General features: G+C 72.2%; 24 protein-coding genes and 1 pseudogene. 6 read left to right on the top strand and 19 right to left on the bottom strand.

From position 1 onward, the window contains the following. Positions 1 to 224: 224 nt before the first annotated feature. The 6 genes and pseudogenes from AB0D32_RS04235 to AB0D32_RS04210 all read right to left on the bottom strand — a co-directional run. A complete protein-coding gene (locus tag AB0D32_RS04235; RefSeq protein WP_357084668.1) occupies positions 225 to 1436 on the bottom strand; it encodes an LCP family protein in 1212 nt (403 codons plus the stop codon). 233 nt (positions 1437 to 1669) lie between these two features. After that, positions 1670 to 2896 (bottom strand): LCP family protein, encoded by a 1227-nt coding sequence (locus AB0D32_RS04230; RefSeq protein WP_357084665.1) that lies wholly within the window; start codon positions 2894 to 2896, stop codon positions 1670 to 1672. Positions 2897 to 2974: 78 nt separating this feature from the next. After that, positions 2975 to 3952, bottom strand: coding sequence for a UDP-glucuronic acid decarboxylase family protein (locus tag AB0D32_RS04225; RefSeq protein WP_357084661.1), 978 nt, complete (start codon positions 3950 to 3952; stop codon positions 2975 to 2977). A 92-nt stretch (positions 3953 to 4044) separates the two neighbouring features. Further along, entirely contained in the window at positions 4045 to 5718 is a 1674-nt protein-coding gene (locus AB0D32_RS04220; RefSeq protein WP_357084658.1) for a cation acetate symporter, read from the bottom strand. Further along, a complete protein-coding gene (locus AB0D32_RS04215; protein ID WP_357084655.1) occupies positions 5696 to 6067 on the bottom strand; it encodes a DUF485 domain-containing protein in 372 nt (123 codons plus the stop codon). Before AB0D32_RS04215 ends, AB0D32_RS04220 begins: the two co-directional genes overlap by 23 nt. Before the next feature lie 201 nt (positions 6068 to 6268). Continuing rightward, a pseudogene (locus tag AB0D32_RS04210) lies at positions 6269 to 6799 on the bottom strand (flavin reductase family protein); the annotation flags it as partial. Positions 6800 to 7812: 1013 nt separating this feature from the next. On the opposite strand from AB0D32_RS04210, the gene AB0D32_RS04205 reads away from it, so the two are divergent. Both AB0D32_RS04205 and AB0D32_RS04200 read left to right on the top strand, forming a co-directional pair. Then, a complete protein-coding gene (locus AB0D32_RS04205) occupies positions 7813 to 8598 on the top strand; it encodes a helix-turn-helix transcriptional regulator (RefSeq protein ID WP_357084652.1) in 786 nt (261 codons plus the stop codon). Then, entirely contained in the window at positions 8595 to 8792 is a 198-nt protein-coding gene (locus AB0D32_RS04200) for a DUF397 domain-containing protein (RefSeq protein WP_357084649.1), read from the top strand. The genes AB0D32_RS04205 and AB0D32_RS04200 overlap by 4 nt, the downstream gene beginning before the upstream one ends. Before the next feature lie 37 nt (positions 8793 to 8829). Here AB0D32_RS04200 and AB0D32_RS04195 read toward each other — a convergent pair whose 3' ends face one another. The 6 genes from AB0D32_RS04195 to AB0D32_RS04170 all read right to left on the bottom strand — a co-directional run bounded on the left by AB0D32_RS04195 (position 8830) and on the right by AB0D32_RS04170 (position 14880). Further along, positions 8830 to 9327: an SRPBCC family protein gene (locus AB0D32_RS04195; RefSeq protein ID WP_357084646.1), complete on the bottom strand. Its 498-nt coding sequence runs from the start codon at positions 9325 to 9327 to the stop codon at positions 8830 to 8832. Between the two features lie 51 nt (positions 9328 to 9378). Next, a complete protein-coding gene (locus AB0D32_RS04190; protein WP_357084643.1) occupies positions 9379 to 11079 on the bottom strand; it encodes an ABC transporter permease in 1701 nt (566 codons plus the stop codon). After that, entirely contained in the window at positions 11064 to 11828 is a 765-nt protein-coding gene (locus AB0D32_RS04185; RefSeq protein ID WP_357084640.1) for an ABC transporter ATP-binding protein, read from the bottom strand. Before AB0D32_RS04185 ends, AB0D32_RS04190 begins: the two co-directional genes overlap by 16 nt. A gap of 158 nt (positions 11829 to 11986) precedes the next feature. Beyond that, positions 11987 to 13627, bottom strand: coding sequence for a cation acetate symporter (locus tag AB0D32_RS04180; protein ID WP_357084637.1), 1641 nt, complete (start codon positions 13625 to 13627; stop codon positions 11987 to 11989). Position 13628: 1 nt separating this feature from the next. Further along, a complete protein-coding gene (locus AB0D32_RS04175; protein WP_357085647.1) occupies positions 13629 to 14018 on the bottom strand; it encodes a hypothetical protein in 390 nt (129 codons plus the stop codon). A gap of 211 nt (positions 14019 to 14229) precedes the next feature. Continuing rightward, complete coding sequence (locus AB0D32_RS04170) at positions 14230 to 14880, bottom strand: DUF5701 family protein (protein ID WP_357084633.1); 651 nt, start codon at positions 14878 to 14880, stop codon at positions 14230 to 14232. Between the two features lie 134 nt (positions 14881 to 15014). Here AB0D32_RS04170 and AB0D32_RS04165 point away from each other — a divergent pair, with 134 nt between their 5' ends. Genes AB0D32_RS04165 through AB0D32_RS04155 form a run of 3 tightly spaced genes read left to right on the top strand, consistent with a single transcriptional unit; the run spans position 15015 to position 17092 of the window. Then, complete coding sequence (locus tag AB0D32_RS04165; RefSeq protein ID WP_357084630.1) at positions 15015 to 15506, top strand: SigE family RNA polymerase sigma factor; 492 nt, start codon at positions 15015 to 15017, stop codon at positions 15504 to 15506. 15 nt (positions 15507 to 15521) lie between these two features. Then, on the top strand, positions 15522 to 16325 hold the full coding sequence (locus AB0D32_RS04160; protein ID WP_357084627.1) for a hypothetical protein: 804 nt from the start codon (positions 15522 to 15524) through the stop codon (positions 16323 to 16325). Between the two features lie 35 nt (positions 16326 to 16360). Then, positions 16361 to 17092, top strand: a complete 732-nt coding sequence (locus AB0D32_RS04155; protein ID WP_357084624.1) for a hypothetical protein — start codon at positions 16361 to 16363, stop codon at positions 17090 to 17092. Positions 17093 to 17115: 23 nt separating this feature from the next. Here the strand turns inward: AB0D32_RS04155 and AB0D32_RS04150 are convergent, their stop codons facing one another. The 4 genes from AB0D32_RS04150 to AB0D32_RS04135 all read right to left on the bottom strand — a co-directional run bounded on the left by AB0D32_RS04150 (position 17116) and on the right by AB0D32_RS04135 (position 21872). Beyond that, the gene (locus AB0D32_RS04150; protein WP_357085644.1) at positions 17116 to 17877 is read right to left on the bottom strand and encodes a LytTR family DNA-binding domain-containing protein; all 762 of its coding nucleotides are present in this window, start codon (positions 17875 to 17877) and stop codon (positions 17116 to 17118) included. A gap of 35 nt (positions 17878 to 17912) precedes the next feature. Further along, complete coding sequence (locus AB0D32_RS04145; protein WP_357084621.1) at positions 17913 to 19139, bottom strand: histidine kinase; 1227 nt, start codon at positions 19137 to 19139, stop codon at positions 17913 to 17915. 38 nt (positions 19140 to 19177) lie between these two features. Beyond that, entirely contained in the window at positions 19178 to 20746 is a 1569-nt protein-coding gene (locus AB0D32_RS04140; RefSeq protein ID WP_357085642.1) for a sugar transferase, read from the bottom strand. 265 nt (positions 20747 to 21011) lie between these two features. Continuing rightward, complete coding sequence (locus AB0D32_RS04135; protein ID WP_357084618.1) at positions 21012 to 21872, bottom strand: DNA-formamidopyrimidine glycosylase family protein; 861 nt, start codon at positions 21870 to 21872, stop codon at positions 21012 to 21014. 80 nt (positions 21873 to 21952) lie between these two features. On the opposite strand from AB0D32_RS04135, the gene AB0D32_RS04130 reads away from it, so the two are divergent. Further along, the gene (locus tag AB0D32_RS04130; protein WP_357084615.1) at positions 21953 to 23221 is read left to right on the top strand and encodes a glycosyltransferase family 4 protein; all 1269 of its coding nucleotides are present in this window, start codon (positions 21953 to 21955) and stop codon (positions 23219 to 23221) included. Positions 23222 to 23707: 486 nt separating this feature from the next. On the opposite strand, the gene AB0D32_RS04125 is transcribed toward AB0D32_RS04130, so the two are convergent. Genes AB0D32_RS04125 through AB0D32_RS04115 form a run of 3 tightly spaced genes read right to left on the bottom strand, consistent with a single transcriptional unit; the run spans position 23708 to position 26191 of the window. Then, entirely contained in the window at positions 23708 to 24430 is a 723-nt protein-coding gene (locus tag AB0D32_RS04125) for a CDP-alcohol phosphatidyltransferase family protein (RefSeq protein ID WP_357084612.1), read from the bottom strand. Then, positions 24405 to 25472 carry an iron-containing alcohol dehydrogenase family protein gene (locus AB0D32_RS04120; RefSeq protein WP_357084609.1) on the bottom strand — a complete coding sequence of 356 codons (1068 nt, stop codon included), beginning with the start codon at positions 25470 to 25472 and terminating at the stop codon, positions 24405 to 24407. Before AB0D32_RS04120 ends, AB0D32_RS04125 begins: the two co-directional genes overlap by 26 nt. Then, entirely contained in the window at positions 25460 to 26191 is a 732-nt protein-coding gene (locus AB0D32_RS04115) for a phosphocholine cytidylyltransferase family protein (protein WP_357085639.1), read from the bottom strand. The genes AB0D32_RS04120 and AB0D32_RS04115 overlap by 13 nt, the downstream gene beginning before the upstream one ends. Positions 26192 to 26239: the final 48 nt, after the last annotated feature.

Here is a 26239-nt window from a genome sequence, read left to right as displayed (position 1 = left end):
CGGACGCGGCGCGGCCGGGCGGGCCGGGCGTCGGCCCCGGCCCGGCCCCGGCCGTCGCCCACCGATCTGGACGTGACGCCTCCCCCGCGACCTGTACGTGAATCCTTCTCACGTCAGGCTACGAGTCGACCCGGCGGTCCGGGCCGCTTCGTCGGAATCGCCCGGCCTGCTTCGCCGGCCCGCGCGGCCGGCTCTGCTCGGCTGGCGCCCGAAACAGCCCCCGCCTAGTCGCGGCTGGAGATCACCTCGGGGTTGGCGAAGACGAACTCGGCCAGCTTGTCCTGTTTCGCCGCGCGGAACATGTCCAGCGTCTGCGCGCTCAGCGTCTCCCGGGTGCCGTCGCTGTGGAAGGTGCCGCCGTTCGTCTTCAGCATCACCAGGTCGTTGCCCGTCACGCCCCGCATGGTGAAGACGAAGTCGGCGATGGGCACGCCGCCGGTGTCCAGGATCAGGGCCTCGCCGGCCGCATTGGTCAGCTGGTTCAGCTTGATCGGGTTGGTCAGCGTCCCGTCCTGGGTGGCCTTCTTGGCCATCGCCTTGATCAGCTGCTGCTGGTTCTGCTGCCGGTCGTAGTCGCCGTTCTTGAGGGTCTTGCGCTGCCGGGAGTAGTCCAGCGCCGCCCAGCCCTCCATCTCGCGGCAACCCTTCTTGTGTACGACGGGCGTCATGCGCTTGCCGGTCTTCTTCGCCTCCGCGTTCCACATCGGCTTGCCGTCGACGAACACCATGTGCATCGACGTGACCTCCTGCTTCACGCAGATGCGCACCGAGCCGAGGGTGTCGATGACTCGCTTGAAGCCGCCGAAGTTGATGATCGCCGCGCCGTCGAAGCTGATCCCGGTCATCTTCTTGATGGTCTGCGCCATCGACTGGGCGCCGCCCTCCCAGCCGCCGCCGTTGCGGGCGCCGACCTGGAACGCTGCGTTGATCTTGTCGGTGCCGCCCTCCCACCCGGTCTTCTTGAAGGCCGGGATGTGCGCCTCGGTGTCCCGGGGGATCGAGATCAGGTACGCCTGGTCGTGGGTCGCCGGGATGTGCAGCACGATGATGCTGTCCGCGCGGATGTCGTCCGGCGACGACTTCTCGCGGGCGTCCACGCCGAGCAGCAGCATGTCGATCGGGCCGTCCAGGCTGTTGCCGCCCTCGGCGTCCGACTTGCCCGCGTCGCCGAGCAGGTTGCGCTGGGCGATGCTGCCGGTGGCCTGGCTGATCAACACCTTGCTGCCGACGACGGCGGCGCCGCTGGCCACCATCAGGACGGCACCGAAGATCAGGGTGACCCGGGCCCAGAGCGGGTCCTTGCGGCGCGCCCGCTTCTTCGCGGACTTACCCGAACGTCCGCCCTTGACGGGCTGCCTCGGAGTGCTCGTGGAGGCCCGGACCGGGCCGCGTGGGGAGTCGACCGCCGGAGGGCGACGGCTGGTCTGAACCGGCATGGGTGCTCCAGCTCGCGTTTTCATGGGGGGCGGGATCACTTTACGGACGCTTTCCCGTCCTGGCGAGGTCGTCCGGCTGTCAAATGCGGTTCGCGCGGCCGCTATCCAGGGAAACTGACCGAACGGCCAGATCGATACGACCGGTCGGCGGTTGGCTCACAGGAAGCGGGCGGCCGGCCCTCCGATCCGTGACGACGTCTGTCGATCACGAGAGGGCCGGCCGGTGGAGCTGGTCAGTTTCCGGTGCCGTCCTTCTTCTGATTGGCCTCGACCCAGGCCGTCATGGTGTCGGCCGACATCGCCTTGTACATCGCCAGCGCCTTCTCCTTGTCCGACACCACCACCGACTCGCCACCGATGGTCTGGCTGCCGACGTGCGGGCTGGTCACGAAGATGAGGTTCTCGCCGCGCAGGTTGCGGAACTGGACCGCCATGTCGACCAGTGAGAAGCTCTTGTCGACGGTGACCGCGGCGGTGACCGACTTGAGGAAGTCGTTCAGCTTCTTCGGATTGGTCAGCGTGCCCGTGCTCGCCGCCTTGTCCATCAGGGCGCGGAGGAACTCCTGCTGGTGCCGCATCCGGGCGAAGTCGCCGTCCGGGAACTGCTTGCGCTGCCGGATCCAGTCCAGCGCCTCGGCGCCGTCCATGTGGTTGGTGCCCTTGGTGAACGTCCGGTACGGCTTGTGGATCGAGGTGATGGTCCGCTCGACCTTCAGCTCGACGCCGCCGAGGGCGTCGGTGACCTGTTTGAAGCCGGCGAAGTCGATCGCCATCACGTGGTCGAGCCGTACGTCGGTGAAACACTCCACCGTCCGGACGGCCAGCGGCAGCCCGCCGAAGGCGAAGGCGGCGTTGATCTTCCCACGCTGCCCGGAGCCGCAGTCCGCGTTGGCGCTCTCCGGGATCGGCACGTAGAGGTCGCGCGGGATGGAGACCAGGTAGGCCCGTTGGTGGTCGGACGGGATGTGCATCACGATGATCGTGTCGGCCCGCCACTTGCTGGACTTGTCCACCGGGGCGTCCGGGTCCCGGGAGTCGCTGCCGACCAGCAGGATGTTCAGCGCACCGTCCACCGCCTTGGCCGGGCGGCCTCCGGTGATCTCCGAGAACGGGTCGGTGCGGGCCAGGTCCTCGTTGAGGCCGCGGGCGTAGAACCAGGCGCCCGCCCCGCCGAGCAGCGCGAGCACCAGCACCGCCACACCGGCCACCAGGGCGATCCGGCCCCACCGGGGGCGTACGCCGCGCCGGCCCGGCCGCCCCGGCCCGGCCGGTCCGCCGGGGCCTCCCGGCCCGGCGGGACCGCCCGGCCCTCCGGCCCTCGGCTCGTCCGGCGACGGGGACCAGCGGGCCTCGGCCGGCCGGGCGCGTCCGGCGTCCCGGCCGGAGCCGGGCACCGAGGCGCGCCCGGCGCTGCGGTGCAGATGGGGGAGTGGAACTCCGGCGGGCGTGGTCGCTGACATGTAACTCAGGGTACGTACGTGCGGCCACCACCGCCCTGAAGCGCCGCCGACGTCTGTGGCGGCGTCGGTGCGGAGCGGCTATACCACCCGCTCGCGGAAGTGCTCGATCGTGCGTCGGAGGCCGTCCTCGGGCGTCACGGCCGGCTCGTATCCGAGCAGCTCGCGGGCGCGGGTGAGATCGGGGCGGCGCATCTCCGGGTCGTCGGCGCTGCGGGTGACGTATGTCACCTCGGACTTGCTGCCGGTGAGCGACACGATCGTCTCGGCCAACTGCCGCATGCTCATCTCGTGCTCGGTGCCGCAGTTGACCGGCCCCGTCTCGCGGGAGTCGAGGAGCAGCAGGATGCCGTGCACCAGGTCGGAGACGTAGCAGATCGAGCGGGTCTGATTGCCGGTGCCGTGCACGGTGATCGGCTCGCCGCGCAGCGCCTGCGAGATGAACGTCGGGATGGCCCGGCCGTCGTCCGGGCGCATCCGCGGGCCGTACGTGTTGAAGATCCGGACGATGGCCGTGTCCAGCCCCCGGCTGCGGTGGTAGGCCATGGTGGCCGCCTCGGCGAAGCGCTTCGCCTCGTCGTAGACGCTGCGGATGCCGATCGGGTTGACGTTGCCCCAGTACGACTCGCGCTGCGGGTGCTCCTTCGGGTCCCCGTACGCCTCGGAGGTGGAGGCCATCAGGAACCGGGCGCCGTCCGCGACCGCGCGGTCCAGCAGGTGCAGGGTGGCCACCGAGCCGACGCGGAGGATCTCCACCGGCAGCTTCTCGAAGTCGGTCGGGCTCGCCGGCGAGGCCATGTGCAGGATGGCGTCGAACCGCTCGGCCATCGCCGGGTGGTGGTTCGGCAGGCCGTCGGAGATGTCGGCCTCGATCAGCGTGAACCTCGGCTCGTCCAGCAGGTGGGCGACGTTCTCCTTCGACCCGGTGATGAAGTTGTCGAGCGCGACCACCGTGCAGCCGCGGGCGATCAGGGAATCCACCAGATGTGACGGTACGAAGCCGGCGCCGCCCGTGACGAGGATGCGGTGACCGGGTCCGAAGCGGGCATCAGCGTTCATGCCGGTCAGCCTACCCACTGCCCCGGACCGCCCCACCGTAAGGAAGGCCCTTGTCAACGCAATGCGTTGACAAGGGCCCTTCCTTGCACCTCTCAGTGGGCGCCGGCGCCGGTCACGGCACGTACCTCCAGTTCCGCGTACTTCTCCTCGTCGTGCTCCTTGCTGATCACGGTGCCGATCCAGCCGCACAGGAAGCCGAACGGGATGGACAGGATGCCCGGGTTGGACAGCGGGAACCACTGCCAGTCGTGCTCGGGGAACATCGAGGTGGCCGCCCCGGAGACCACCGGCGAGAAGAACACCAGCAGTACGGCGGAGATCAGGCCGCCGTAGATGGCCCACACCGCTCCCGAGGTGTTGAACCGGCGCCAGAACAGGCTGTAGAGGATCGCCGGCAGGTTGCCGGAGGCGGCCACCGCGAAGGCCAGCGCCACCAGGAAGGCCACGTTCAGGTTCTGCGCGTAGATCGACAGCACGATCGAGACCGCGCCGATCACCAGGGCGGAGACCCGGGCGACCCTGACCTCCTGCCGCTCGGACGCCGTCCCGTCCTTGATCACGTTGGCGTAGAAGTCGTGCGCCAGGCTGGACGAGGAGGCCAGGGTCAGGCCGGCCACCACGGCCAGGATCGTGGCGAAGGCGACCGCCGCGATGATCGCGAGCAGGGTGGCGCCGCCGAGGTCGCCGCCGAGGAAGTCGACGCCGAGCGCCTCGGCGAGCTGTGGCGCGGCCGTGTTGCCGGCCTTGTCCTGCGCGGTGATCGCCTCGCCGCCGACCAGCGCCGCCGCGCCGAAGCCCAGGGCGAGGGTGAGCAGGTAGAAGGTGCCGATGATGCCGATCGCCCAGAGCACGCTCTTGCGGGCCGCCTTGGCCGTCGGGACGGTGTAGAAGCGGATCAGGATGTGCGGCAGGCCGGCGGTGCCGAGCACCAGCGCGATGCCGAGCGACAGCAGATCCACCTTGTTGTAGAAGGTCTGTGTCGCGTTGCCCGCCACCTCGACGCCGTAGCGCAGCCCGGGTTCGAGGAAGGCACTGCCCTTGCCCGAGGAGGCGGCGGCGTCGCCGAGCAGCGAGGACAGGTTGAACTTGTACTTCGCCAGCACCAGCAGGGTCATCACCAGCGCGCCGCCCATCAGCAGGAACGCCTTGACGATCTGCACGTACGTGGTGCCCTTCATGCCGCCCACCGTGACGTAGACGATCATCAGGGCGCCGACCATGATGATCGTGGCCACCTTCGCGGTGTCGGCGTCCATGCCGAGGAAGGTCGTGCCCGGCTTGATGCCGAGCAGCAGGGCGACCAGCGCGCCCGCGCCGACCATCTGCGCCAACAGGTAGAAGATCGACACCGTGATGGTGGAGACGGCCGCGGCGGTCCGCACCGGGCGTTGGCGCATCCGGAACGCCAGCACGTCGGCCATCGTGTACCGGCCGGAGTTGCGCAGCAGTTCCGCGACGAGCAGCAGCGCCACCAGCCACGCGACCAGGAAGCCGATCGAGTAGAGGAAACCGTCGTAGCCGTAGAGGGCGATGATGCCGGCGATGCCGAGGAACGAGGCGGCCGACATGTAGTCGCCACCGATGGCCATGCCGTTCTGGAAGCCGGAGAAGGACCGGCCGCCGGCGTAGAAGTCGGTGGCGGTCTTGGTCTGCCGGCTGGCCCAGATCGTGATGGCCAGGGTCACTGCCACGAAGACCAGGAAGAGCGTGATGGTGAGGTTGCGGGCGGTGGTGTTGCCCGCCTCAGCCGCGAGGACCGTGTTCATGGCCCACCTCCCCGATCTCGGCACGGATCCGGTCGGCGACCGGGTCGATCTTCCGGTCGGCGAACCGGGAGTAGAGCCAGGCGATGAGGAAGGTGGAGACGAACTGGAGCAGGCCGAAGACGAGGGCGACGTTGATGTTGCTGCCGAAGAGCTTCGTGCCCATGAAGTCCCGCGCGTACGCGGACAGGATCACGTAGAGCGCGTACCACAGGAAGAACGCGACGGTCATCGGGAAGATGAAGCCGCGCAGAGTACGCCGCAACCCGGCGAACTCGTCCGACCGTTGTACGGCGAGGTACCGGTCCGCCGCCGAGGCGGAGGGCGCGGACGGGGGTGTGTCCGTGGACATTTGTGGATCACCACCTTCACAGGCGTGGGGGAGTTTCGCGCACGGTAGAAAGCGCGCTCCCCGCCGGGGAAGGGCGAGATCGATGCCGGTCGGCGGCTGCGCCGAACGGCACGGTGGCTGCGCCGAGTGACGCAGCTCACTCCGTTGAACGGTCCGCCGGACGCGACGTGCGGCCGGCCGGGCGGGCACGTGGGCCGGTCGTCAGGTCAGCTCGCGGTACCGGCCCCGGTAGTGCAGCAGCGGGTCCGTCTCGCCGGCCAGCTCGACGGCCTCGATGGTGGCCTCCACCAGCAGGCCCCAGCCGTACTCGCGGGCGGTGTCGAGCCGGCACCCCGCCCAGCCGCCGGCGTCGGCCGGCACCGGACCGTAGGGGGTGTCGGTCCACTCGCCGGTCGCGAACAGGCCTCCGGGAGACGGGAAGAGGCCCGCGAACCGGTCGGCGAGCTGCCGGTGCGACGGGTTCAGCGGGGCCACCGCGAAACGGCCGGCCGACTCCGCCGCCGCCCACAGGTCGGACTCCGGGTCGACCAGGCCGAGCAGCCGGTCCGGCTCGCCCTCCGCGACCAGCGTGGACGACACCGTCAGGCCCGCCGGCTCGGGCGCCGTCCAGAGCGTCACCGGCGACGCCAGCCGACCCCGCAGCCGGCGTACGGGGGAGCGGTGCTCGGCGGGCACGGCGAACGGGTCGGTGTGGTGGATCTCGGCGCCCGGCTCATGATTCACGTGAAACATTGTGGGGCCTGCCCCGCCCCGACGGGCTCGGACCGCGTCCTGGCCGCTCTTCTCAGCTTCACCGCGTCCGGCTCGTTGTGCGTCGTGGCTGACGCTTTTCGAAGGCCCACCCCACTCGTCTCCGGGTGCCCGGGCGCGTGCCCAGCCGAGGAAGCGGTCGTGTAGGTCGGCTGGCGGGGCATGCCCGTTGAGCTGGGCAAGCTGGCCGGCCGCCTCGGTCAGCAACGTGCCAAGGTAGATCATCAGCGCCGGGCGGTCCGACCGGTACTGCGCCAACAGCGCGAGCCGGGCGGGCTGGCATGGCCAGAGCGCGCCGCAGGCTCGGCACCGCCAGAGCGGCCGCATCGGCACGTGCGGAACGAATCGGCTCACCGACGCCTCCCCCCGCGCCGGGTGGGACCGTCACCTGAGATCTTGGACGTTCCCGGCCCCTCCAGGGGCCGCTTCCTTCCAAGATCTCGGTTGCGAGCGGGGGCGGCGGAAACAGGAACTCCGGTCACCAGCGACCGCCGTTTGCCCGCCAGGTCTGCGCCGGGGTCAGCCAGCCGGCCCGACCCGGTCGCGGTGCCGCCACCGTCGGCCACGCTGCCCAGGCCGGTGGTGCAGTCGGTCGCGCTGCCCGGGCCGGTGCCACCGCCATCGGCCACACGGCCCGGGCCGGTGGTGCAGCCGGCCGCGCCGGGGCCCGGTTCGGCGCCGTCGGCCCCGGCACCTCGGTCGGTGCCGTCCGGGTCGCCTGGCGGTACGACCGCGCTGCCGTCCACTTCCGGAACGGGTTGAACATGGCTGCCCTCCTCCACGTCGGGGGCCGCCCCCGGCCGGGGATCGGCCGAGGCGGGGGGCCGCCCCGGCCGGGGGATTGACCGGGGCGGCCCGACGCAGGACCGGCCGCCGGGTCGTCGCCTCCACCGGCCGGGCCGCGTGCCCTCCACCCTGGACTTGCCGGCCCGGACACGGGAGGATGCCAGCGGTTACTACGGACCGCGTTCGCATACTTACCAGGTGGGTGAGCGATGAACTTCGACATGTGGACCCGGGCGCTCAAGGCCGCCCGCGCCGGCGCCGACGTCTCCCAGGAGGGCCTGGCCGCGCTGGTCAAGTGGAGCCCGTCGCTGATCGCCGCCATCGAGACCGGCCGCCGCCGTCCCACGATGGAGTTCGCCGTCGCCGCCGACGAGGCGCTGGACACCGGCGGCCTCCTCGCCGAGTTGCTCAAGGAGGCCGACCGCGAACGCGGCCCCTCCTGGTTCGCGCCCTGGCGGGGCTACGAGCAGGAGGCGACCCGGCTGCGGGCCTTCGAGCCCTGCCTGGTGCCGGGGCTGCTCCAGACCGAGGAGTATGCGCAGGCGGTCATCTCGGCCGGTGGCCTGCATCCGTTGGCGACAGTGGACGAGCTGGTCGCGATCCGGCTGGAACGCCAGGAACTGCTGCGCCGGGCGACTCCACCGCAGGCCGTCTTCCTGCTGGACGAGACGGCGGTGCGCCGCCCGGTCGGCGGCCCGGCCGTGCTCGACGCGCAGCTCGGGCGGCTCCTGGAGGCCGCCGAGTTGCCGCACGTCCGGCTGCACGTCGTCCCGCTCAGCGTCGGCCAGCACGTCGGCCTCACCGGCGGATTCGTGCTGGTCGAGTTGGCGGATGGCGAGCGGGCGGTCTACCTGGAGAACGCCGCCCGGGGACACGTGGTGAACGACCCCGAGACGGTCCGCCTCATCGACCGGAAGTGGGATAGCGTGCTCGGCGAGGCGCTGTCCACGACCGCCTCGCTGGATCTGATCCGAAAGCTGAAGGTGACGCCATGACCGCTGCCGAGCCCCGCTGGCGCACGTCGACCCGCTCCGGCGACACCGGCGGCAACTGCGTGGAGGTGGCCGACAACCTTCCCGGCGCCGTGCTGGTGCGCGACAGCAAGGACCGCTCCGGCCCGACCCTCGCCTTCCGCCCCGACGCCTGGCGGTCGTTCGTGGGGGTGCTCCGGTCGACCCGAGCCGGCTGAGCGCCCAGCGGATCGGATTCGGGGCGTACCCCCGCGCTCAGTCGCCCTCGGCGGCCAGTGACCGCCGGGCGGCGGCCAGCACCTCCGGGTCCGCGCAGCCGGCGGCGTAGCCGGCGATGCGGCGGCGGATGTCGCGGCCGAGCAGCCAGACCCCGATCCGGTCCGCGACCGGGCGGAGGAACGCCGGGCGGCAGCGGAAGCTGTATCGCCAGGTGGCGACCGCGTGGCCGGGCTCCGGGGCGGGCGCGAACCGCCAGCCGCCGGCGAACATCTCGAAGAACCAGGGCCCGCGCACCATCTTCATGCCGACGTGGCTCGGCGGTGCCCAGGAGACGTACTCGCTCACCATCGCCAGGCCGTGCCGGGACCGGGTGAAGGTGCGCACCCCCTTGCCGGGCCGGGTCGCCCCGTCGGTGAAGTGCTGCTCGCGGACGAACGGGTCCCACCGGTAGCGAACGGGCGCGGTGGTCTGGGAGACCGCGAAGGCCAGCTCGGGCGGGACCGGGACGGTCACCACCGCTTCGACGACAGGCATCAGGCCATTGTGCCGCCGCCCGGCAATCCGTCGTCGCGGCCCGGCCCGCCGTCAGCGGCGCGGGGTCACCGTGGCGAGCAGCTCCGGCATCCGGCGGTCCAGCACGTCGCCGGCCAGGTACGCGCCGAGCAGCGCCGCCCCCAGGCCGTACGCGGCACCGAGCGGCAGGGCCAGCCAGAGCCAGACGTCGCCGAGCAGCCCGGCGGCCACCACCATCGGCACCGCCGCCACCATCGTGGCGAGCATCGCCAGCAGGGTGAGGAAACTCTTCGCCACCCCGGCACCGGTGTTCAACGCGAACGGGTTGCTCGTCTCCGGCAGCGAGTACGCCCCGAGCACCGAGACGAAGCAGTTCACGGCCAGCCCCGCGCCGTAGGTGGCGAGCAGGGTGCCCGCCAGCAACCCGATCCAGCCGGGTTCGCCGATGACCACCGCGGCGACCACGGAGATCACCGCCAGCATCGGTACGACGTAGATCGAGAACGCGGCCATCCGGGCGCGCAACTCCTGCTGGCCGGGTACGCCCGCGACCACGTTGGCCGCGTACGCGCTGCCGTCGAAGCCGAACTGGTTGGCCAGGGTGACGGCGGCGAGCAGGCCGACGAAGAGCATCGACAGGCTGGCCAGCAGCGGGGACGAGTCGGGACTGGCCGTGAAACCCTGCGCGCCGTCGATGGTGAAACCGGAGCCGCCCAGGTTGACCATGACCGGCACGAAGAGACCGACGACCGCCACGGTGATCAGGTTGGCCCGGCGTCGGGCGTCCCGCCACCAGTAGCGGGCCTCCCGGGCGACGAGGGCGCCGAACCGGTCCCGCCGGGCCCAGCCGACGGCCCTCGGGAAGAGTTGGGCGACCGCTCCGCCGGTGACCCCCCGTTGGGCGCGGGCCGGACCGGCGCTGGCCGCGCCCACCATCGCGGATTCGAGCGAGCGGGACCACCAGGTCAGTAGCGCCACGATCGCCGCCGCCGTGATCAGCAGCTTCACCGGCGCGGCCCAGAGGCGACCCTCGGCCACGTCGATGCCGGCCGTCCAGGGTGCGCCGAACGGGGTCCAGCCGACGACCTCGGCCACGCCGTCGAGCCGGTCCCAGTCGGCGTCGGAGAGGGCGGCGACGCCCAGCAGCTGCAACGGCCCGAGCAGCGCGGCGAGTACGGCAAGCAGCACGGCGGCCAGGTCGCGGACCCGGCGGGACCGCAGCGCGGTGGCGAACGCGCTGGTGACCGCCCGGGCCGCCGCGACGCAGAGCAGCAGCCCGGCGACCACCCCGACGGCGGCGACCACGGCGGCGAACCAGCCGCCCATCGCCCCGGCGGTGACCACCAGACCGGAGAGGGCCAGCAGCATCGCGACCGCGGGGACGCTGACGAGAGCGGCGGCGAAGAGCCCGGTGACGAGCGTGCGACGGGGCAGCGGCAGCAGCGCGAAACGGGCCGGGTCCAGCGTCTCGTCCACCCCGAAGAAGACCAACGGCAGCAGCAGCCAGCCGAGCACCGCCAGGCCACCACCGAAGGCGGCGACCAGCAGCGCGTAGCGGCTCTCGTCGACCAGCCCGGGCGCGGCGAAGAGGAAGAAGCCGGTGCCGGCGAACCAGAGCCCGGCCACGGCGCCGCCCACGAAGAGGGCGACCCGCCAGCCCTGGCCCCGGAAGTTGTTGCCCATCACCCGTAGCTTGAGACGGACGAAGTGCCGGGCGGTGACCCGCCGGGCGGGCCGGGTGGAGACGGTCGGTTCACTCACCGCGACAGCCACGCCAACTCCTCGCCAGTCGCCGTACGGCCGCCGACGACCTCGACGAAGACCTGCTCCAAGGAACGGCCACCGCGTACCTCGTCGATGGGGCCGACCCGCTTGATGGTGCCCGCCGCCAGGATCGCCACGTGTGAGCAGATCCGCTCGACGACCTCCATGACGTGGCTGGAGAAGACGACGGTCCCGCCTCCGGTCACGTACCGGTGCAGGATGTCCCGGATCAGCGCGGCCGAGACCGGGTCGACCGCCTCGAAGGGCTCGTCCAGCACCAGCAGCCGGGGCCCGTGCAGCAGCGCGCAGGCCAGGCCGATCTTCTTCTTCATGCCCGCCGAGTAGTCGACCACGAGGGTCCGGCCGGCGTCGCCGAGCGCGAGTACGTCCAGCAGCTCCGCCGCCCGCTGGTCGACCACCGTCGGGTCCATCCCCCGCAGCAGACCGTGGTACGCGAGCAGCTCAGCGCCACTGAGCCGGTCGAAGAGCCGTACGCCGTCGGGCATCACGCCGAGCAGCTGCTTCGCCTGAACCGGGTCGGCCCAGACGTCGTGACCGAGCACCCGGGCGCCGCCGGCGTCCGGCCGGAGCAGCCCGACCGCCATCGACAGGGTGGTGGTCTTCCCCGCGCCGTTCGGGCCGAGCAGGCCGTAGAAGGAACCGGCCGGGACGTCGAGGTCGACACCGGCCACGGCGACCTTGCCGTCGAACTGTTTCGCCAGGCCACGCAGGGAGAGAGCCGGGTGCTCAGCAGTCATGCGTCGACCGTATCCGGCCGGCGCCCGCCGTCGGTCCGGCCGCAGGATGATCCCCGGTCATCCGCGAGGCGTACCCACCGGCACCCGCTGAGCGGCCCGCCCGCTCGTCAGGAAGGGCCCCTTCCTCTGCCCGGAGGCGTTGACAGGGGGCCCCTTCCTTACAGCCGGAGCGCCTCCGGGGCGTGCAGCCGGAGCATGGTGGCACCGACGTCGGCCGGCGCCCGGCGGCGGGTCGCCACGGAGACCGCCACCATCACGGTGAAGGCGAGCGGCACCGTCCAGGCGGCGGGCTGCGCGGTGAGCGTGGCCGGCCAGCCCGACAGCGGCGGGCCGAACACCGTGACCAGCACCGCCCCGACCGCGGCGCCACCGCCGACCAGGATCCCGGCGGCGGCGCCGAGGTCGGTCAGGCCCCGCCACCAGATGCCGAGCACCAACAGCGGGCAGAAGCTGGAGGCGGCGACCGCGAAGGCCAGCCCGACGACCTGGGACACGTCCAGTCCGGCGAGGTTGAGCGCGAGGACCGCCGGCACGCCCCCGGCGATCACCGTGGCGAGCTGGAAGCCGCGTACGGAGCCCCGCCCCAGCACGTCCGTCGAGATCACCCCTGCGACGCTGGTCAGCAGCCCCGACGAGGTGGAGAGGAAGGCAGCGAACGCGCCGGCCGCGACCAGCGCGGCGAGCAGCCGGCCGGTGGTGCCGTCGCCGAGGGCGGCACCGGGCAGCAGCACCACCACCGCGTCGGTCTGCCCGGTCACCAGCAGTTGCGGGGTGTAGATCCGGCCGAGCACCCCGTAGATGGTGGGCAGCAGGTAGAACGCCCCGACCAGGGCGAGCACCACCAGGGTGGTGCGCCGGGCGGCGGCGCCGTCGGGGTTGGTGTAGAAGCGGACCAGCACGTGCGGCAATCCCATGGTGCCGAGGAACGTCGCCAGGATCAGCGAGTACGTGGCGAACAGGCCCCGGTCGTCGTCCCCGGCGGTGCTGGGCAGCAGCCAGTCGGCGGCGTCGGTGGCAACGCCGGACACCTCGGGCACCGGGTCGCCGGCCGCGAAGGACAGTTCGTCGCCGGGGCGTACCTCCTGGATCCGACCGTCGGGGAGGGTGAGGGTCGCGCGGTGCTCGACCACGACGGTGGTCGCGGTCCGGAACGTCGGCCCGTCGGGCGGGGTCACCGCCGGCCGGGCGTCGGCCTGCCACTGCAACGCCAGGAAGATCGCCGGTACGGCCAGCGCGGTCAGCTTCAGCCAGTACTGGAAGGCCTGCACGAAGGTGATCGCGCGCATGCCGCCGAGCGCGACGTTCGCGGTGACCACCACGGCCACCAGCAGGGCCCCCAACGGGTACGGCGAGCCGGTCACCGTGGCCAGCGTCAGCCCCGCCCCCTGGAGCTGCGGCACCAGGTAGAGCCAGCCGATGAAGATCACGAAGACGGTGGCCAGGGTACGCAGCCGACGTGACCCGAGGCGCAGCTCGCAGAAGTCCGGCAGGGTGAACGCGCCGGAGCGGCGCAGCGGCGCGGCCACGAACAGCAGCAGGGCGAGGTAGCCGGCGGCGAAGCCGACGGGGTACCAGAGCACGTCGACGCCGTACTTGAGGATCAGCCCGGCGACGCCGAGGAAGCTCGCCGCCGACAGGTACTCCCCGCCGATCGCGGCGGCGTTCCAGGTCGGGCTGACCGCCCGCGAGGCGACCAGGAAGTCGGAGGTGGTGCGCGCCAGCCGCAGCCCGTAGAAGCCGATGCCGACGGTGACCAGGGTGACCGCCACGATCGCCGGTACGACGAAGCCGTTGCCCACCTCAGCGCTCCGGCCGCTGGACCAGGTCGGTGAAGTCCTGTTCGTTGCGTTCGGCCAGCCGCACGTACGCCCAGCCGACCGCGATCAGGAACGGGAACGACGCCACCCCGAGCAGCAGCCACGGCAGGTTGACGCCGAGCACGGTGACCCGGCCGACGGCGGGCGCGACGGCGAAGAGCCACGGCAGCCCGCCGAGCCCGATCGCCACCACCAGGGAGAGCCGCAGGGCCAGCGCGAACTGGGCCCGCACCAGCCCCCGGACGAGCGCGTCGCCGACCCGGGTCTGCTCGGCCAACTCGGCGCGGGTGCGTTCCGCCCGGTCCTCCCGGCGGGACACCTCGGCCAGCACGATCCGGGCCCGGGGCTGGGCGGCCGGAGTCTGCCCCGACACCTCGGGCCGGCCCGCCCGGGGCGCCGGGACGGAATCGTCGGCAGCGGCCACCTGCGCAGTCTCGCCCGATCGCCGCGATTGTCAAGAGCGGCCGGCGGCGCCACACCCGCCCCGGAGCTGTCCACACCGGGCTGTGCATAACCTGTGGAGAACACCTCACCCCTGTGGATAACTCCGTGGAAACGCCGCCCGTGGCCGCCGGGCGTGCTGCTCAATCGAGGCCGATGCGCTCGGGGCGGGCGGAGGCGGAGCCGAGCCAGGTGTGCGGGTTGCCGTACCAGCACCAGCCGAGCTTCGGCGCGTTCTGGCTGATCCAGATCGCCGGCACCCGCTTGTCGCCGCAGCGGGAGCCGACCAGCGAGAAGCACTTGTTCTTGGCGAGCGCCTCGGGGTGCAGGGTGACGAAGGCGAGCCCCTCGTCGATGGTGAGCGGCAGCCGGCCCTGGCCGGTGATCACCTCCATCGCGGCGGCGGGAGCCAGGTTCACGTGCTCCGCGCCCCGGTCGACGTCGAAGAGCAGGTACGCCGGCCCGGCCGGCACCTCCAGTTCCTTGATCGGGTCGAACTTCGGCAGGTCGCCCTCGGCGTAGTGCCGGTCGACGATCCCCGGTTTCCGCTTGCCGGCGAGGGTGGTCAGGGCGACGCGCTCCGCCACCGGCACCAGGTCGCGGGTGATCACCAGCAGGAACGGCACCCGCCCCTCGGTGGGTGCGGGCAGGCCCGCCGACCCGGCGACGGCCGCCGCGCGCAGCGGGGTCACCAGGCCCCGGAAGGCGTCCTCGGTCAGCTCGGCGAGGGCCGGGTAGCCAAGCTCCACCAGCCGGTCGAGTTGGCGGTCGAATTCGGTCGCGGCGTCGAACAAGGCGGTCTCCTTTGTCGTACGGGATACCGTACAACGTACGACATGCCGCTGCTGTTCCCGACGGACCGATGCAACCTGCGCGGCACATCGCTCCGTCGTACGGCCGTGATGGTCAGCGGAGAGGAAAGACCGCGGTGAGGCGAGCCGACGAGGAGGACTTCAACGCCTTCGTCGCCGAGCGGATGGATCGTTGGCGACGCAGCGCGTACCTGCTCTGCCAGGACTGGCACACCGCCGACGACGTCGTGTCGGTCTCCGTCGCGAAGCTCTACCGGAGCTGGCGGAAGGTGAGTCGGGCGGACAACCGGGACGCGTACGCCCAGCGGGTGCTGACCCGCTGCTGGCTCGACGAGCGGCGCCGCCCCTGGCACAACCGAGAGCAGCCCAGCGCGGCGGTGCCGGAAGCGGCCGGCGCGGTGCCCGAGACGGTGACCGACCGGGACGGACTGGCCACGTTGCTGCGCTCGCTCGCCCCGAGACAGCGGGCGGTGCTCGTCCTGCGTTTCTACCTCGACTACTCGGTGGAGGAGACGGCCCGGATGCTCGGCATCTCCGCCGGCACCGTCAAGAGCCAGTCGGCACGCGGACTGGCAAACCTGCGTACCGCCGTCAGCGGCCACTTCTGAGCGGGAGGCAACCCGATGAGTCACCAGTTGTTCGACGAGTTGATCGGCACGCCGCCGCCGGTCCGGGTGGACGTGCCGGGCATCGTCCGGCGGGAACGGCGCGGCCGGGCCGCCCGGCGACTCGGCGGCTCGCTGGCCGCCGTGCTGGTGCTGGCCGGCGGCGTCGCCGTTGCCGTACCCGGGCAGCAGTCCGGCCCGCCGCCGGTCGCGGCCGCCCCGGACACCCGGTTTCGGCTGCTCTTCGACACCTCGGAGTCGGCCGACGTCACCGCCCGGCGGCTCAGCCAGGAACTGGACCGGGCGCTGCAAGAGGTGGCGCCCGGTGCGACGTGGTTCTGGATGCCGGAGTACGTCGGCGAGGAACGCAAGCCCGACGGGCAGCCGCCGACGTTCATCCACAACGGCACCACCGACCTGGTCGTGGGCAACTCCGGGGTGAGCTACCAGGGGCGGAGGGGGGCGCTGGGCATCTCCATCTCAGCGGACCTCCGCAGCCAGGACGACGCCGGATTTCACTGGCCGTGCCGGCTTCCGCCGGGCATCCAGGAGGACAGCCGGTACCGCTGGGTGTGCGCGGAGGGGAGGTCCCCGAGCGGCGGCCGGACGAAGACCCAGACCCAGACCTACACGGGTCGACGGCAGTTGAGCGTGCAGCACCTGATCATCGTTGAGTTGCCCGACAAGCGGAGGCTCGAGGTGAGCATCACGAACATGGTCGGGGTCGACGAGTCGGTGGTGCCGGCGCAGCCGGAATCCCCGCTGTCCCAGGAACAGGTGACCGCCATCGCGTGGTACCTGGAGGGGCGGGTCAAGTCCTGATGCAACCTTCCGGGGAGAAATCCGTGGTGAGGGGCGTGCAGATCACTGGGAGACGGCTCGGCGTACCGCTCGCTCTCGTGCTGGGTCTGGTCGGGGCCGGCGCGGTCGTCGCGATCGACCGGGGGGCGGACGACCGACGTGTCACCATGTGGGCCGCGTACCCGTCCGGGACCAGCATTCGGGAGGTTGCCCCCGACAGGTCGCGCCGCCTCGACCCGACACCCGGCGAGGTCGGCGTGCGGCGGGCTTCCGATCGGCGCGGGGAACCGCCCGGGGCCACGGCGCGACGGCTGGTCGCGGCGGTGGACCAGGCCCTGCATGCGGAGGCGCCCGGTGCGGCGTGGATCCGCCGGCCGAGCCGGGCCCAGGTGCACGACCGGACGGCGCGCAACGGCCCGGTCACCGTCCAGGTCGGCTCGACCCTGCGGCACCAAGGGCGTCAGGGCGTCCTGACGGTGGCGCTGACCCTCGGCGGGTCCGGGCCGTCCGCCCCGTTCGACTGGTCCTGCAAGGCTGTGGGCCGGGGCGGAAGCGTCATGTGCGAGGCGTCGGATGCGCCCGCCGGCGCGCGGACCAGGGCCCAGACGAGCGTCGGCGCGGATGGGTCGGTCCGGCACCTGGTCGACGTCGAGTTGCGGAATGCCGGCCGGCTCCGGCTGGACGTCGCCAACGACGCCCGGGCCCGGTCGGAGCTGTCGGACTCCCCGCTGCTGATGGAGGAGGCCAGGGCGGTGGCCCTGCACGTCGTCGCCCGGCTCGCGTCCTGACCGTCGGCGGCGCGCGGGACGGGTCAGCGGTTCCAGTCCTGCTTTGCTGCGCGGACCAGCTTGTCCTTCAACTCGCGGGTGTGCCGGCGGCTGACCGGCAGCTCCGCCGAGTCGATCACCACCACGTAGCCGGAGTTGACCAGCCGCAGCTCGGCGATCAGCTTGAGCTGCACCAGGTAGGACCGGTGGATCCGGACGAAACCGGCATCCGCCCAGCGTTCCGCGAGGGTCGCCAGCGACACCCGCACCAGGTGCGAGCCGTCGGCGGTGTGCAGCCGGGCGTAGTCGCCCTGCGCCTCCACCCAGCGCACCGCCGAGCGGGGCAGCATCCGGGTGGTGCCGGCCAGCTCGATCGGGATGGTCGGGTCCTCCTCCGCGCGGGCCAGCGCCGCCGGGTGCGACGGCACCACCCGGGAGCCGATCACCCGGCGCAGCGACTCGGCGAGCCGTTCGGCGCGTACGGGCTTGCGGACGTAGTCGGTGGCGCCCAGGTCGAACGCGTCGACCGCCCCGTCGTCGTACGCGGTGACGAAGACGATCGCCGGTGGCCGGGCGAACCGGCGCAGTACCCGGGCCAGCTCCATGCCGTCCAGCCCGGGCATCCGGATGTCGAGGAAGACCACGTCCACGTCGCCGTCGCGGAGCAACCGCAGCGCCTCCGTCGCGTCCCCCGCCGTGTGCAGCCGGGCCACCCGGGGATCGGCCCGCAGGTGGTACGCCAACTCGTCCAGCGCCGGCGGCTCGTCGTCGACCGCCAGCACCCGGAGGAACCCGGACGCGCTCACCGCGCCGATCCGGTCGGCCCGGTCGCCACGCTCGGTCACGAGCCGGCCCGTACGCCGGGGTGGAACTTCGGCACCCGCATGCTCACCTTCGTACCCGAATTGAGGCCCGTCTCGACGACGAGGCCGAAGCCGTCGCCGAAGACCGACCGGAGCCGCTCGTCGACGTTGGAGAGCCCGACGTGCTGGCCCGGGTCGTCGCCCGGGTCCCCGGCGGCGCCGGCCAGCTCGGCGATGCCGGCGGTCAGCGTGGTCGGATCCATCCCCACTCCGTCGTCCTCCACGGTGATGTGGCACTCGGTGCCCGCGTCCCGGGCCTCGATGCTCACCATGCCCGTGCCCGGCTTGCGGGACAACCCGTGCCGGACGGCGTTCTCCACCAGCGGTTGCAGGCAGAGGAAGGGCAGCGTCACCGGCAGCACCTCGGGGGCGATCTGGAGGCGCACCTGGAGCCGGTCACCGAACCGCGCCCGCTCGATCGTCAGGTAGCGGTCGATCGAGCGCAGCTCCTCGGCCAGCGTGGTGAACTCGCCGTGCGCCCGGAACGAGTACCGGGTGAACTCGGCGAACTCCAGGATCAGCTCCCGCGCCCGGTCCGGGTCGGTGCGGACGAAGGAGCCGATCGCGGTCAGCGCGTTGTAGATGAAGTGCGGGCTGATCTGGGCACGCAGGGCGCGTACCTCGGCGCGGGCCAGCCGCTCCCGGGAGGAGTCCAGCTCGGCCAGGGCGAGCTGGTTGCCCGCCCAGTGCGCCGTCTCCAGGGTGGCCTGCACCAGGCCGGGCGCCGGCTGGCCGTCGGCCACCGCGACCAGCGCACCTACCCTGCGCCCGTCGGCGCCGGTCAGCGGGGCCACCACCGCGCCGCGCACCGGGCAGTCGACCCGGTCGCAGTGCAGCTCGGAGTCGCCGAGGACCGTCGAGCGGCCCGACGCCACGGCCCGCCGGGCCGCCGCGACCAGTTGCGCGTGATGGTGCCCGCCCCGCCCGTCCAGGGCGAGCAGCTCCTCCCGGTCGGTCAGCGCCAGCCCGGCCGCCCCCACCAGCGTCCGCAGATGGCGTACGGCCTTCGCCGCGTTCGCGGCACTCAGGCCGGCGCGCAGCGGCTCGGCGGCCAGCCCGGCGGTGTGCAGCACCTCGTACGTGGCCCGCTGGGTGGCCGTGGCGATGCCCCGCCGCGCGCGCAACCGGATCACGGCGAACAGGGCCGCGCCCAATGCGGCGACCAGCGAGACGACGCCGAACAAGCCCGAGAGGTTGCCACCCACGCAGCGATCCTGGCCCCTGCCGGCCCGGACGCCAAGGGTCAGTACGCGCCCTTGCGGGCGAGCACCACCCCGACGGTGCGCCACAGAATGCTCAGGTCGTACGCCAGCGACCAGTTGTCGACGTAGTAGAGGTCGAGCCGGACCGCCTCGTCCCAGGACAGGTCGGAGCGGCCGGAGACCTGCCACAGCCCGGTCATGCCCGGCCGGACCAGCAGCCGACGGCGGACGTCACCGAGGAAGTCGCCGTCGTCGGCGGGCAGCGGGCGCGGCCCGACCAGCGACATCTCGCCCTTCAGCACGTTGATCAACTGCGGCAGCTCGTCCAGCGAGGAGGCGCGCAGGAAGCGGCCCACCGGGAAGACCCGCGGGTCCTCCTTCATCTTGAACAGCATGCCGTCGGTCTCGTTGCGGTCGACGAGGCTCGCCAGCCGGTCCTCCGCGTCCACGTACATGGTGCGGAACTTCCAGACCCGGAAGGTGCGGCCCTCGTGGCCGACCCTGGGCTGGCGGAAGAAGACCGGGCCGGGGTCGGAGACCCGGATCGCGATCGCGATGAACAGGAAGACCGGGGTCAGCATCAGCAGGCCGAGCCCGGCGGCGACCCGGTCCATCAGGTTCTTGGCGAGCAGCGCCGGCCCGGAGAGGGTCGGCTCCTCGACGTGCAGCAGCGGCAGGCCCTCGATCGGCCGGATGTGCACCCGGGGACCGGCGATGTCGGTCAGCTGCGGGGCGACGACCAGGTCGACGCCCGAGCCCTCCAACTGCCAGGCCAGCCGGCGCAGCTCGCCCGGCTCCGCGCTCGCCGAGCCGCAGACCGCGATCGTGTCGCCGCCGACCTCCCGGACCAGGGCGAGGACGTCGCGGCCCGCGTACACCGGGACCGGGGTCTCGATGCCCTTGGCGGCGGCGTAGCCGTCGGTGACGTGGATGGCGACCGGCACCAGCCCGGCGGACGGGTTGCGGGTGACCGCGGTGTAGACCTCCAGGCACTCCGGCAGGGTGCCGACCAGCACCATCCGGTGACCGGCCTGGCCGATGTTGCGCCGGACCACGTGCAGCACGAAGCGGCAGAGGATCCGGTTCAACAGGATCAGCAGCAGCGCCGCGAGCAGGGCGGTGCCGACCGTGTACCGGGACAGGTCGGTCTTGGTGGCGAAGGCGAGGAAGGACACCGTCGCGGTGACGGCGACGCCGGCCCGGATCACCCGCTTGTACTCGTCGGGACCGAGGCCGAGGTAGCGCCGGTCGTACGAGCGGTTGGCCCAGAGGCTGACCACCCAGCCGAGCGGCAGCAGCACGAACGCCACCGTGTGGAACCACGTCGGGTCCTGCTCGGCGTTGTAGAAGCCCGCCCGCGACTGGTCGAACGTCTCGATGGCGATCATGCTGGCGACCGCGGCGGCTGCGAAGTCGAGCAGCAGCAGGAGGGCGATGTAGGGGCGGTGCCAGCGCGACACCCGACGGCGGGCCCGAGCCCACGCGGACCGGGGTACGCCGTTGTGGGGCGCCGCCGGCGGCTGGATCTCGAAGCTGTCGACGTGCCGCACGAGTTTGCTCCGGCCTGTGTTGGTCTCCGGGCGCTGGAGGCTTGTCGTCACCTCATCCATGTCCTCCCGCATGACACGGGCCGCTCACTCGCCGTGAGGGCCCGGGTCGCCCACCGTTCCAGTCTCCCACGCGGGAACCGACCCGCGCGCTGACCCGAGGGACAACGCGCCGGTGTGGAAGCCGCCGGGCGTCTGGCCGGCTCCACGCCATTCAGGAGCCGGGGACCGAGCCACTATACCGATGGATGACGGGCCGGGTAGAGCCACAACTCCGACCTTCGGCGCGGGATGGCCGAATCCGTTCTGTAGCCGGCAGTGTTGTCACTCACCGTACAAGTCGCGACAGCCTTCGGTCAGCGAGAGGCTTGCCGCCGGTCTGGCAGGTGGCGCAGTACTGGAGGCTGGAATCGGCGAACGAGACCTGACGGACGGTGTCCCCGCACACCGGGCAGGGCTGCCCCGTACGGGCGTGCACCCTCAGACCCGAGCGCTTCTCGCCCTTCAGTTCGGCGGCCTTCTGCCCGACCGACCGGCGCACCGCGTCGCCGAGCACCTCCCGCGTCGCCACGTGCAGGGTCGCGAGCTGGTCGTCGGTCAACCGGTTGGTCAGCGCGAACGGCGACAGCTTCGCCGCGTGCAGGATCTCGTCGGAGTACGCGTTGCCGACCCCGGCCAGCACCGTCTGGTCGGTGAGCACGCCCTTGACCTGGCCCTTACGGCTACGCATCCGCTCGGCGAAGGTGGCCAGGTCGGCGGCGAGGGCGTCCGGGCCCAGCCGGGCCACCCCGGGCACCGCCCGAGGGTCGGTGACCAGGTAGACGGCGAGGCTCTTCTGGGTGCCGGCCTCGGTCAGGTCGAAGCCGGAGCCGTCGTCGAGGCGTACCCGCAGCGCGACCGGGCCCTTGCCGGGCCGCAGCGGGGCGGCGGATCCGAACGCCTCCCGGTAGTGCAGCCAGCCTGCCCGGGCCAGGTGGACCACCACGTGCAGGTCGCCGTCGAGCACCACGTCGAGGAACTTGCCGTGCCGGCGGGCGTCGGTCACCACCCGTCCGGCGGCGGCGGTCGGCGCCGGATCGTACGTCTTCAGGGCGCTGATCGCGGCGACCTCCAACCGGTCGACGCGCCGCCCCACCGCGCGCTCACGCAGGTAGCCCGCGAGCGCCTCAACCTCCGGTAGTTCGGGCACCAGCCAACGGTAGCCTTCTTTCCCGTGAGCGCGAGGAATGAGCTTGCGAGTCCCGCAGTCGCGAACGAAAGGCGAGCTCAGTGAGAATCGTGGTGGCGCACAACCGGTACCGGGAGGCTCAGCCCTCCGGCGAGAACACCATCGTCGACGTGGAGATGGCCCAGCTCACCGCGGCCGGCGTCGAGGTGCTGCCGTTCATCCGCAGCTCGGACGAGATCCCGACGATGCCGAAGTCGGCCAAGGCGCTGCTGCCGATCTCCCCGATCTGGGCGCCCCGCGCTCAGGAGGACCTGAGCCGGCTCATCAGCGAGCACCGGCCGGACGTGCTGCACCTGCACAACCCGTACCCCCTGATCTCCCCGTGGATCGTGCGGACCGCGCACCGGCACGGCGTGCCGGTGGTGCAGACGGTGCACAACTACCGTCAGGTCTGCTCCTCCGGGCTCTACTTCCGGGACGGGATGATCTGCCAGGACTGCCGGGGCCGCGCCCTGGGCGTGCCGGCGATCGTGCACCGCTGCTACCGGGGCTCCCGGGCGCAGAGCGCCCTGATGGCGACCACGCTCGCCGTGCACCGGGGCACCTGGCGGTCGGTGGACCGGTTCATCGCGCTCACCTCGGCGGTCGCCGACCACCTGCGCGACTACGGCATCCCGGCGGAGCGGATCGTGGTCAAGCCGAACGGTATTCCTGACCCGGGGGCGCCCGCGCCGCTCGGCGACGGCTTCCTCTACATGGCCCGGCTCTCCCCGGAGAAGGGGCTGGCCCTGCTGCTGGACGCCTGGCGGCGACACCCGGACGGCGCGCTCGGCCCGCTGCGCATCGCCGGGGACGGCGAACTGCGCCCGCTGGCCGAGGCCGCCGCCGCGGAGCGTGCCGACGTGACCTACCTCGGGCCGCTGGACCGCGCCGGAGTACGCGCCGCGATCGAGGCCAGCGCGGTCGTCATCGCTGCCTCCACCTGGCACGACGTGCTGCCCACGGTGATCATCGAGGCGCTGGCCAGCGGCCGGCCGGTGCTCGGCACCGCCCTCGGCGGCATCCCGTACCTGCTCGGCGCGGACGCCCCGCGCGAGCCCGCCGGCACCGGCCCGGCCGCCGTCGCCACGGCCGCGCCGGGGGAGGGCCGCGTCGCGCTGCCCACCGGCGTGCAGGCGGGCGAGGCGGGCTGGGTGGTGCCCCCGGAGCCGGCCGCGATGGCCGACGCCCTGCCGGTGGCCCGGGCCGGCGCGGCGCGTCTCGCCCCGGCGGCGCGCGCCCGCTACGAGCGCACGTTCCACCCGGACGTGGTCACCCGCCAGTTGATCGACGTGTACGCGGGCGTCTCGGCCACCGCCACGCCCCGCTGAGCCACCTCGCGCCCCCTCCGGCTGTCCCTTGACTGTGGGCTGCGCCTCGATCGTTTGCTGCTCACCCGGCCCTGTACGCAGGCGGGACCCGGGTAAACGACAAACGATCTTGGGGCGGTAGCGACAGCCCGCAACGAGTACGACATCGGCGCCGTCGAGCGGGGGAACAAGGTTCCGGTACTGCTTCACGCCGACATGATTGCCTTCACCATGCCCCGGAGCGAGTGGCTTTCCGGACCGTTGACCGCCGCCGGGCGCTCTCGCCTGGCCGTGCTGCAAAAGCTCAATGGTTAGAGCGCCAAAACCCTCGCCCACCCCCGCCCAATGCGTTGATCATGAAGTTGGCGGCGATGTTGATCGCGAACAGTGCCGCTAACTTCATGATCAGCCCGTTGGGTGGGGCTGATCAGTCGGTCGCACAGGTGGGGCAGCTCGACAGGGGGCGGAGCGGCAGGTCGGAGCGGTGCAGGGCGGCCGGGCAGTAGCTCAGCGCAGGGAGGCGCGGGCGGAGAAGGCGATGCTGGCCAGCAGGAAGCCACCGTTGACGACCGTGAACGCGACCATCACCCAGAGGACGAGGGCGGGGGCGATGGCCAGCACCAGGCCGGCGGCGAAGATCACCGCACCGTAGTCGCGGACCAGCTTCACGAGGCGTACGGGCAGCGAGGTCGAGGTGACCATGCTGGCGGCGTTCGGGCCGGCCTGCATCACCGACGTGACCAGGTTGACCATCCAGGTGCCGGCGAAGGTCGCGACCAGCCAGCTCGGCGTCGACGGCTCCTGCGCCACCGCCGTCGCGGACAGGGCGGCGACCAGGGCGATCTGGGCGGCCACGTCGCAGAGCACGTCGACCCGGGCCCCGGCGGCGCTGCCCTGCCCCGTCACCCGGGCCAGCTGGCCGTCGGCGCAGTCCAGGCAGTACGCCACCTGCCAGCCGACCAGGGCGAGCAGCCCGACCGCCCAGGCCGGCACGTCGCCGGCGGCCACCGGCCCGGCGAGCCCGACCACGGTGACCGAGGTGGCCAGGCCGAGCACCAGGTTGGCGATGGTCAGCGCGGTCGGGCGCAGCCCGAGACGCTGGGCGACGAGCGCGAAGACCGCGCCCAGCCACTGGCTGATCGATTCGCTGAACAGGCCGCCACCCCGGTTCACCCGGTGGAAGTCGGCGACGGTGGGGCGGGACTCAGCCAAGGTGGTCGCGGATTGCACCGGCGTAGTCTGCCAGCCGCTTGCGCGTCTCGGTAGGCGACAGCGCCAGGTGTTCGAGGATGGTGTAGCGGTCCGGCCGGGTCCGGGGCGCGAACTGCACCGCCTCCACGAACTGGTCGTCGCTGAGCCCCACGTCAGCGGGGAGCCGGGGCAGGCCGTGCCGGGCCAGGCAGGCCGACATGTCCCGGAACCGGCGCAGGTCGCCCCGCAACCAGGTGCAGAAGAGCGCGCCCAGCCCGGCCAGCTCGCCGTGCGAGGCGGTACCCGGGAAGAGCGCGTCCACCGCGTGCATGATCTCGTGGCAGCCGCCGCTGCACGGGCGGCTGGTGCCCTCGATCGCCATGGCCAGGCCGCTGGAGATCAACGCCTCGGCCAGCACGGTGACGAAGGCGTCGTCGCTCATGTCGCCCGGGTGGTTGAGCACCGCTTCGGCGCCCGCCCGGGAGAGCGAGGCGGCGAGCCCGTCGAACGGTTCTCCGCGTACCTGCCGGGACAACTCCCAGTCGGCCAGCGCGCTGATGTTGCTCACCACGTCCCCGATGCCGGCCCGGTTGTGCCGGTCCGGACCGCTCTCCACGAAATCCAGATCGACGATCACGGCGATCGGGATGTGCACCCCGTAGGAGCCCTTGATCCCGTCGGTGATCAAGCTCGCCACGGGGGAGGCGATGCCGTCGTTGGCCAGGCTGGTGGCGACCGAGACCATCGGCAGGCCCCGCCGGGTCGCCGCGTACTTGGCCACGTCGATGGTCTTGCCACCGCCGATGCCGATCACCGCGTCGTACGAGCGGGCGCGGAGCTTGCCGCCCAGGTCGTCTGCGGCGTCGAGGCTGCCCCCGGTGACGGTGAACAGGTCGGCCGACCGGAGCGACGGCCGAATCAGGTCGGCGACCTTCTCCCCCTGCCCGGGACCGACCACCACCGCCACGTCACCGCCGGCGGAGATCCGCCCGTCGGCCAGGATCGCGCCGAGGTCGGCCACCGCCCCCCGGCGCACGTCGATGTGCAGCGGGGTCAGCACGCTACGGGCTAGTAGCGGCACGCGATCTCCCGTGCCCGGGCCAGGTCGGCGTGGTTGTCGACCTCGACCCAGGAGACGTCGCCGATCGGCGCCGCCCGAACCTCGCCACCCCGGTCGGCGAACTCCTGGTAGCCGTCCTCGTAGTAGAGGTTCGGGTCGCGCCGCCACGTCGCCTCCAGGGCGTCGGCGAGGGCGTCGGCCACCTGCGGTTCGATCAGCGTCGCGCCGATGTACTCCCCGTACGCGTCGCCCGGGTCCATGATCTTGGTGATCCGGGTGAGCTGGCCGGCGGCGTCGAAGGTGGTCTTCATCTCCTCCTCGGCCAGCGGCTTGATGGTGTCGACGGCGAGCAGGATGCCCGGGCCGCGCTCGGCCAGCAGGGTCTTCTCCACGCTCACCGGGTGCACGGTGTCGCCGTTGACCAGCAGCACGCCCCGGGCGAAGTACTCCCTGGCCAGCCAGAGGGAGTAGGCGTTGTTCCACTCCTCGGCCTTGTCGTTGTGCACGAGGGTGATCGTGACGCCGTACTTCTTCTCCAGTTCCGCCTGGCGGGAGACGACCGCGTCGGCGGCGTAGCCGACCACGATCACGACGTCGGTGAGCCCCACCTCGGCCAGGTTGCGCAGCGAGATGTCCAGGATGGTGGTGTCACCGTCCACCGGCACCAGCGCCTTGGGCAGGGTGTCGGTGTACGGGCGCAGCCGACGCCCCGCCCCGGCTGCGAGCACCATCCCGATCATTGAGGCGTCCTCCCTCGTACGACTCCCGGTCACCGCTGGAGGATAGCC

This window comes from Micromonospora sp. NPDC048170, from assembly GCF_040652795.1.
Lineage (GTDB): Bacteria > Actinomycetota > Actinomycetes > Mycobacteriales > Micromonosporaceae > Micromonospora.
This window is presented reverse-complemented; position numbering and strand designations above follow the sequence as displayed.

Excerpts from the sequence above, each read along its gene's own strand:
- AB0D32_RS04230 (WP_357084665.1), bottom strand. The coding sequence starts at position 2,896 with ATGTCAGCGACCACGCCCGCCGGAGTTCCACTCCCCCATCTGCACCGC.
- AB0D32_RS04220 (WP_357084658.1), bottom strand. The coding sequence starts at position 5,718 with ATGAACACGGTCCTCGCGGCTGAGGCGGGCAACACCACCGCCCGCAAC.
- AB0D32_RS04200 (WP_357084649.1), top strand. The coding sequence starts at position 8,595 with ATGACCGCTGCCGAGCCCCGCTGGCGCACGTCGACCCGCTCCGGCGAC.
- AB0D32_RS04225 (WP_357084661.1), bottom strand. The coding sequence starts at position 3,952 with ATGAACGCTGATGCCCGCTTCGGACCCGGTCACCGCATCCTCGTCACG.
- AB0D32_RS04235 (WP_357084668.1), bottom strand. The coding sequence starts at position 1,436 with ATGCCGGTTCAGACCAGCCGTCGCCCTCCGGCGGTCGACTCCCCACGC.
- AB0D32_RS04205 (WP_357084652.1), top strand. The coding sequence starts at position 7,813 with ATGAACTTCGACATGTGGACCCGGGCGCTCAAGGCCGCCCGCGCCGGC.
- AB0D32_RS04140 (WP_357085642.1), bottom strand. The coding sequence starts at position 20,746 with ATGGATGAGGTGACGACAAGCCTCCAGCGCCCGGAGACCAACACAGGC.
- AB0D32_RS04195 (WP_357084646.1), bottom strand. The coding sequence starts at position 9,327 with ATGCCTGTCGTCGAAGCGGTGGTGACCGTCCCGGTCCCGCCCGAGCTG.
- AB0D32_RS04115 (WP_357085639.1), bottom strand. The coding sequence starts at position 26,191 with ATGATCGGGATGGTGCTCGCAGCCGGGGCGGGGCGTCGGCTGCGCCCG.
- AB0D32_RS04160 (WP_357084627.1), top strand. The coding sequence starts at position 15,522 with ATGAGTCACCAGTTGTTCGACGAGTTGATCGGCACGCCGCCGCCGGTC.
- AB0D32_RS04185 (WP_357084640.1), bottom strand. The coding sequence starts at position 11,828 with ATGACTGCTGAGCACCCGGCTCTCTCCCTGCGTGGCCTGGCGAAACAG.
- AB0D32_RS04215 (WP_357084655.1), bottom strand. The coding sequence starts at position 6,067 with ATGTCCACGGACACACCCCCGTCCGCGCCCTCCGCCTCGGCGGCGGAC.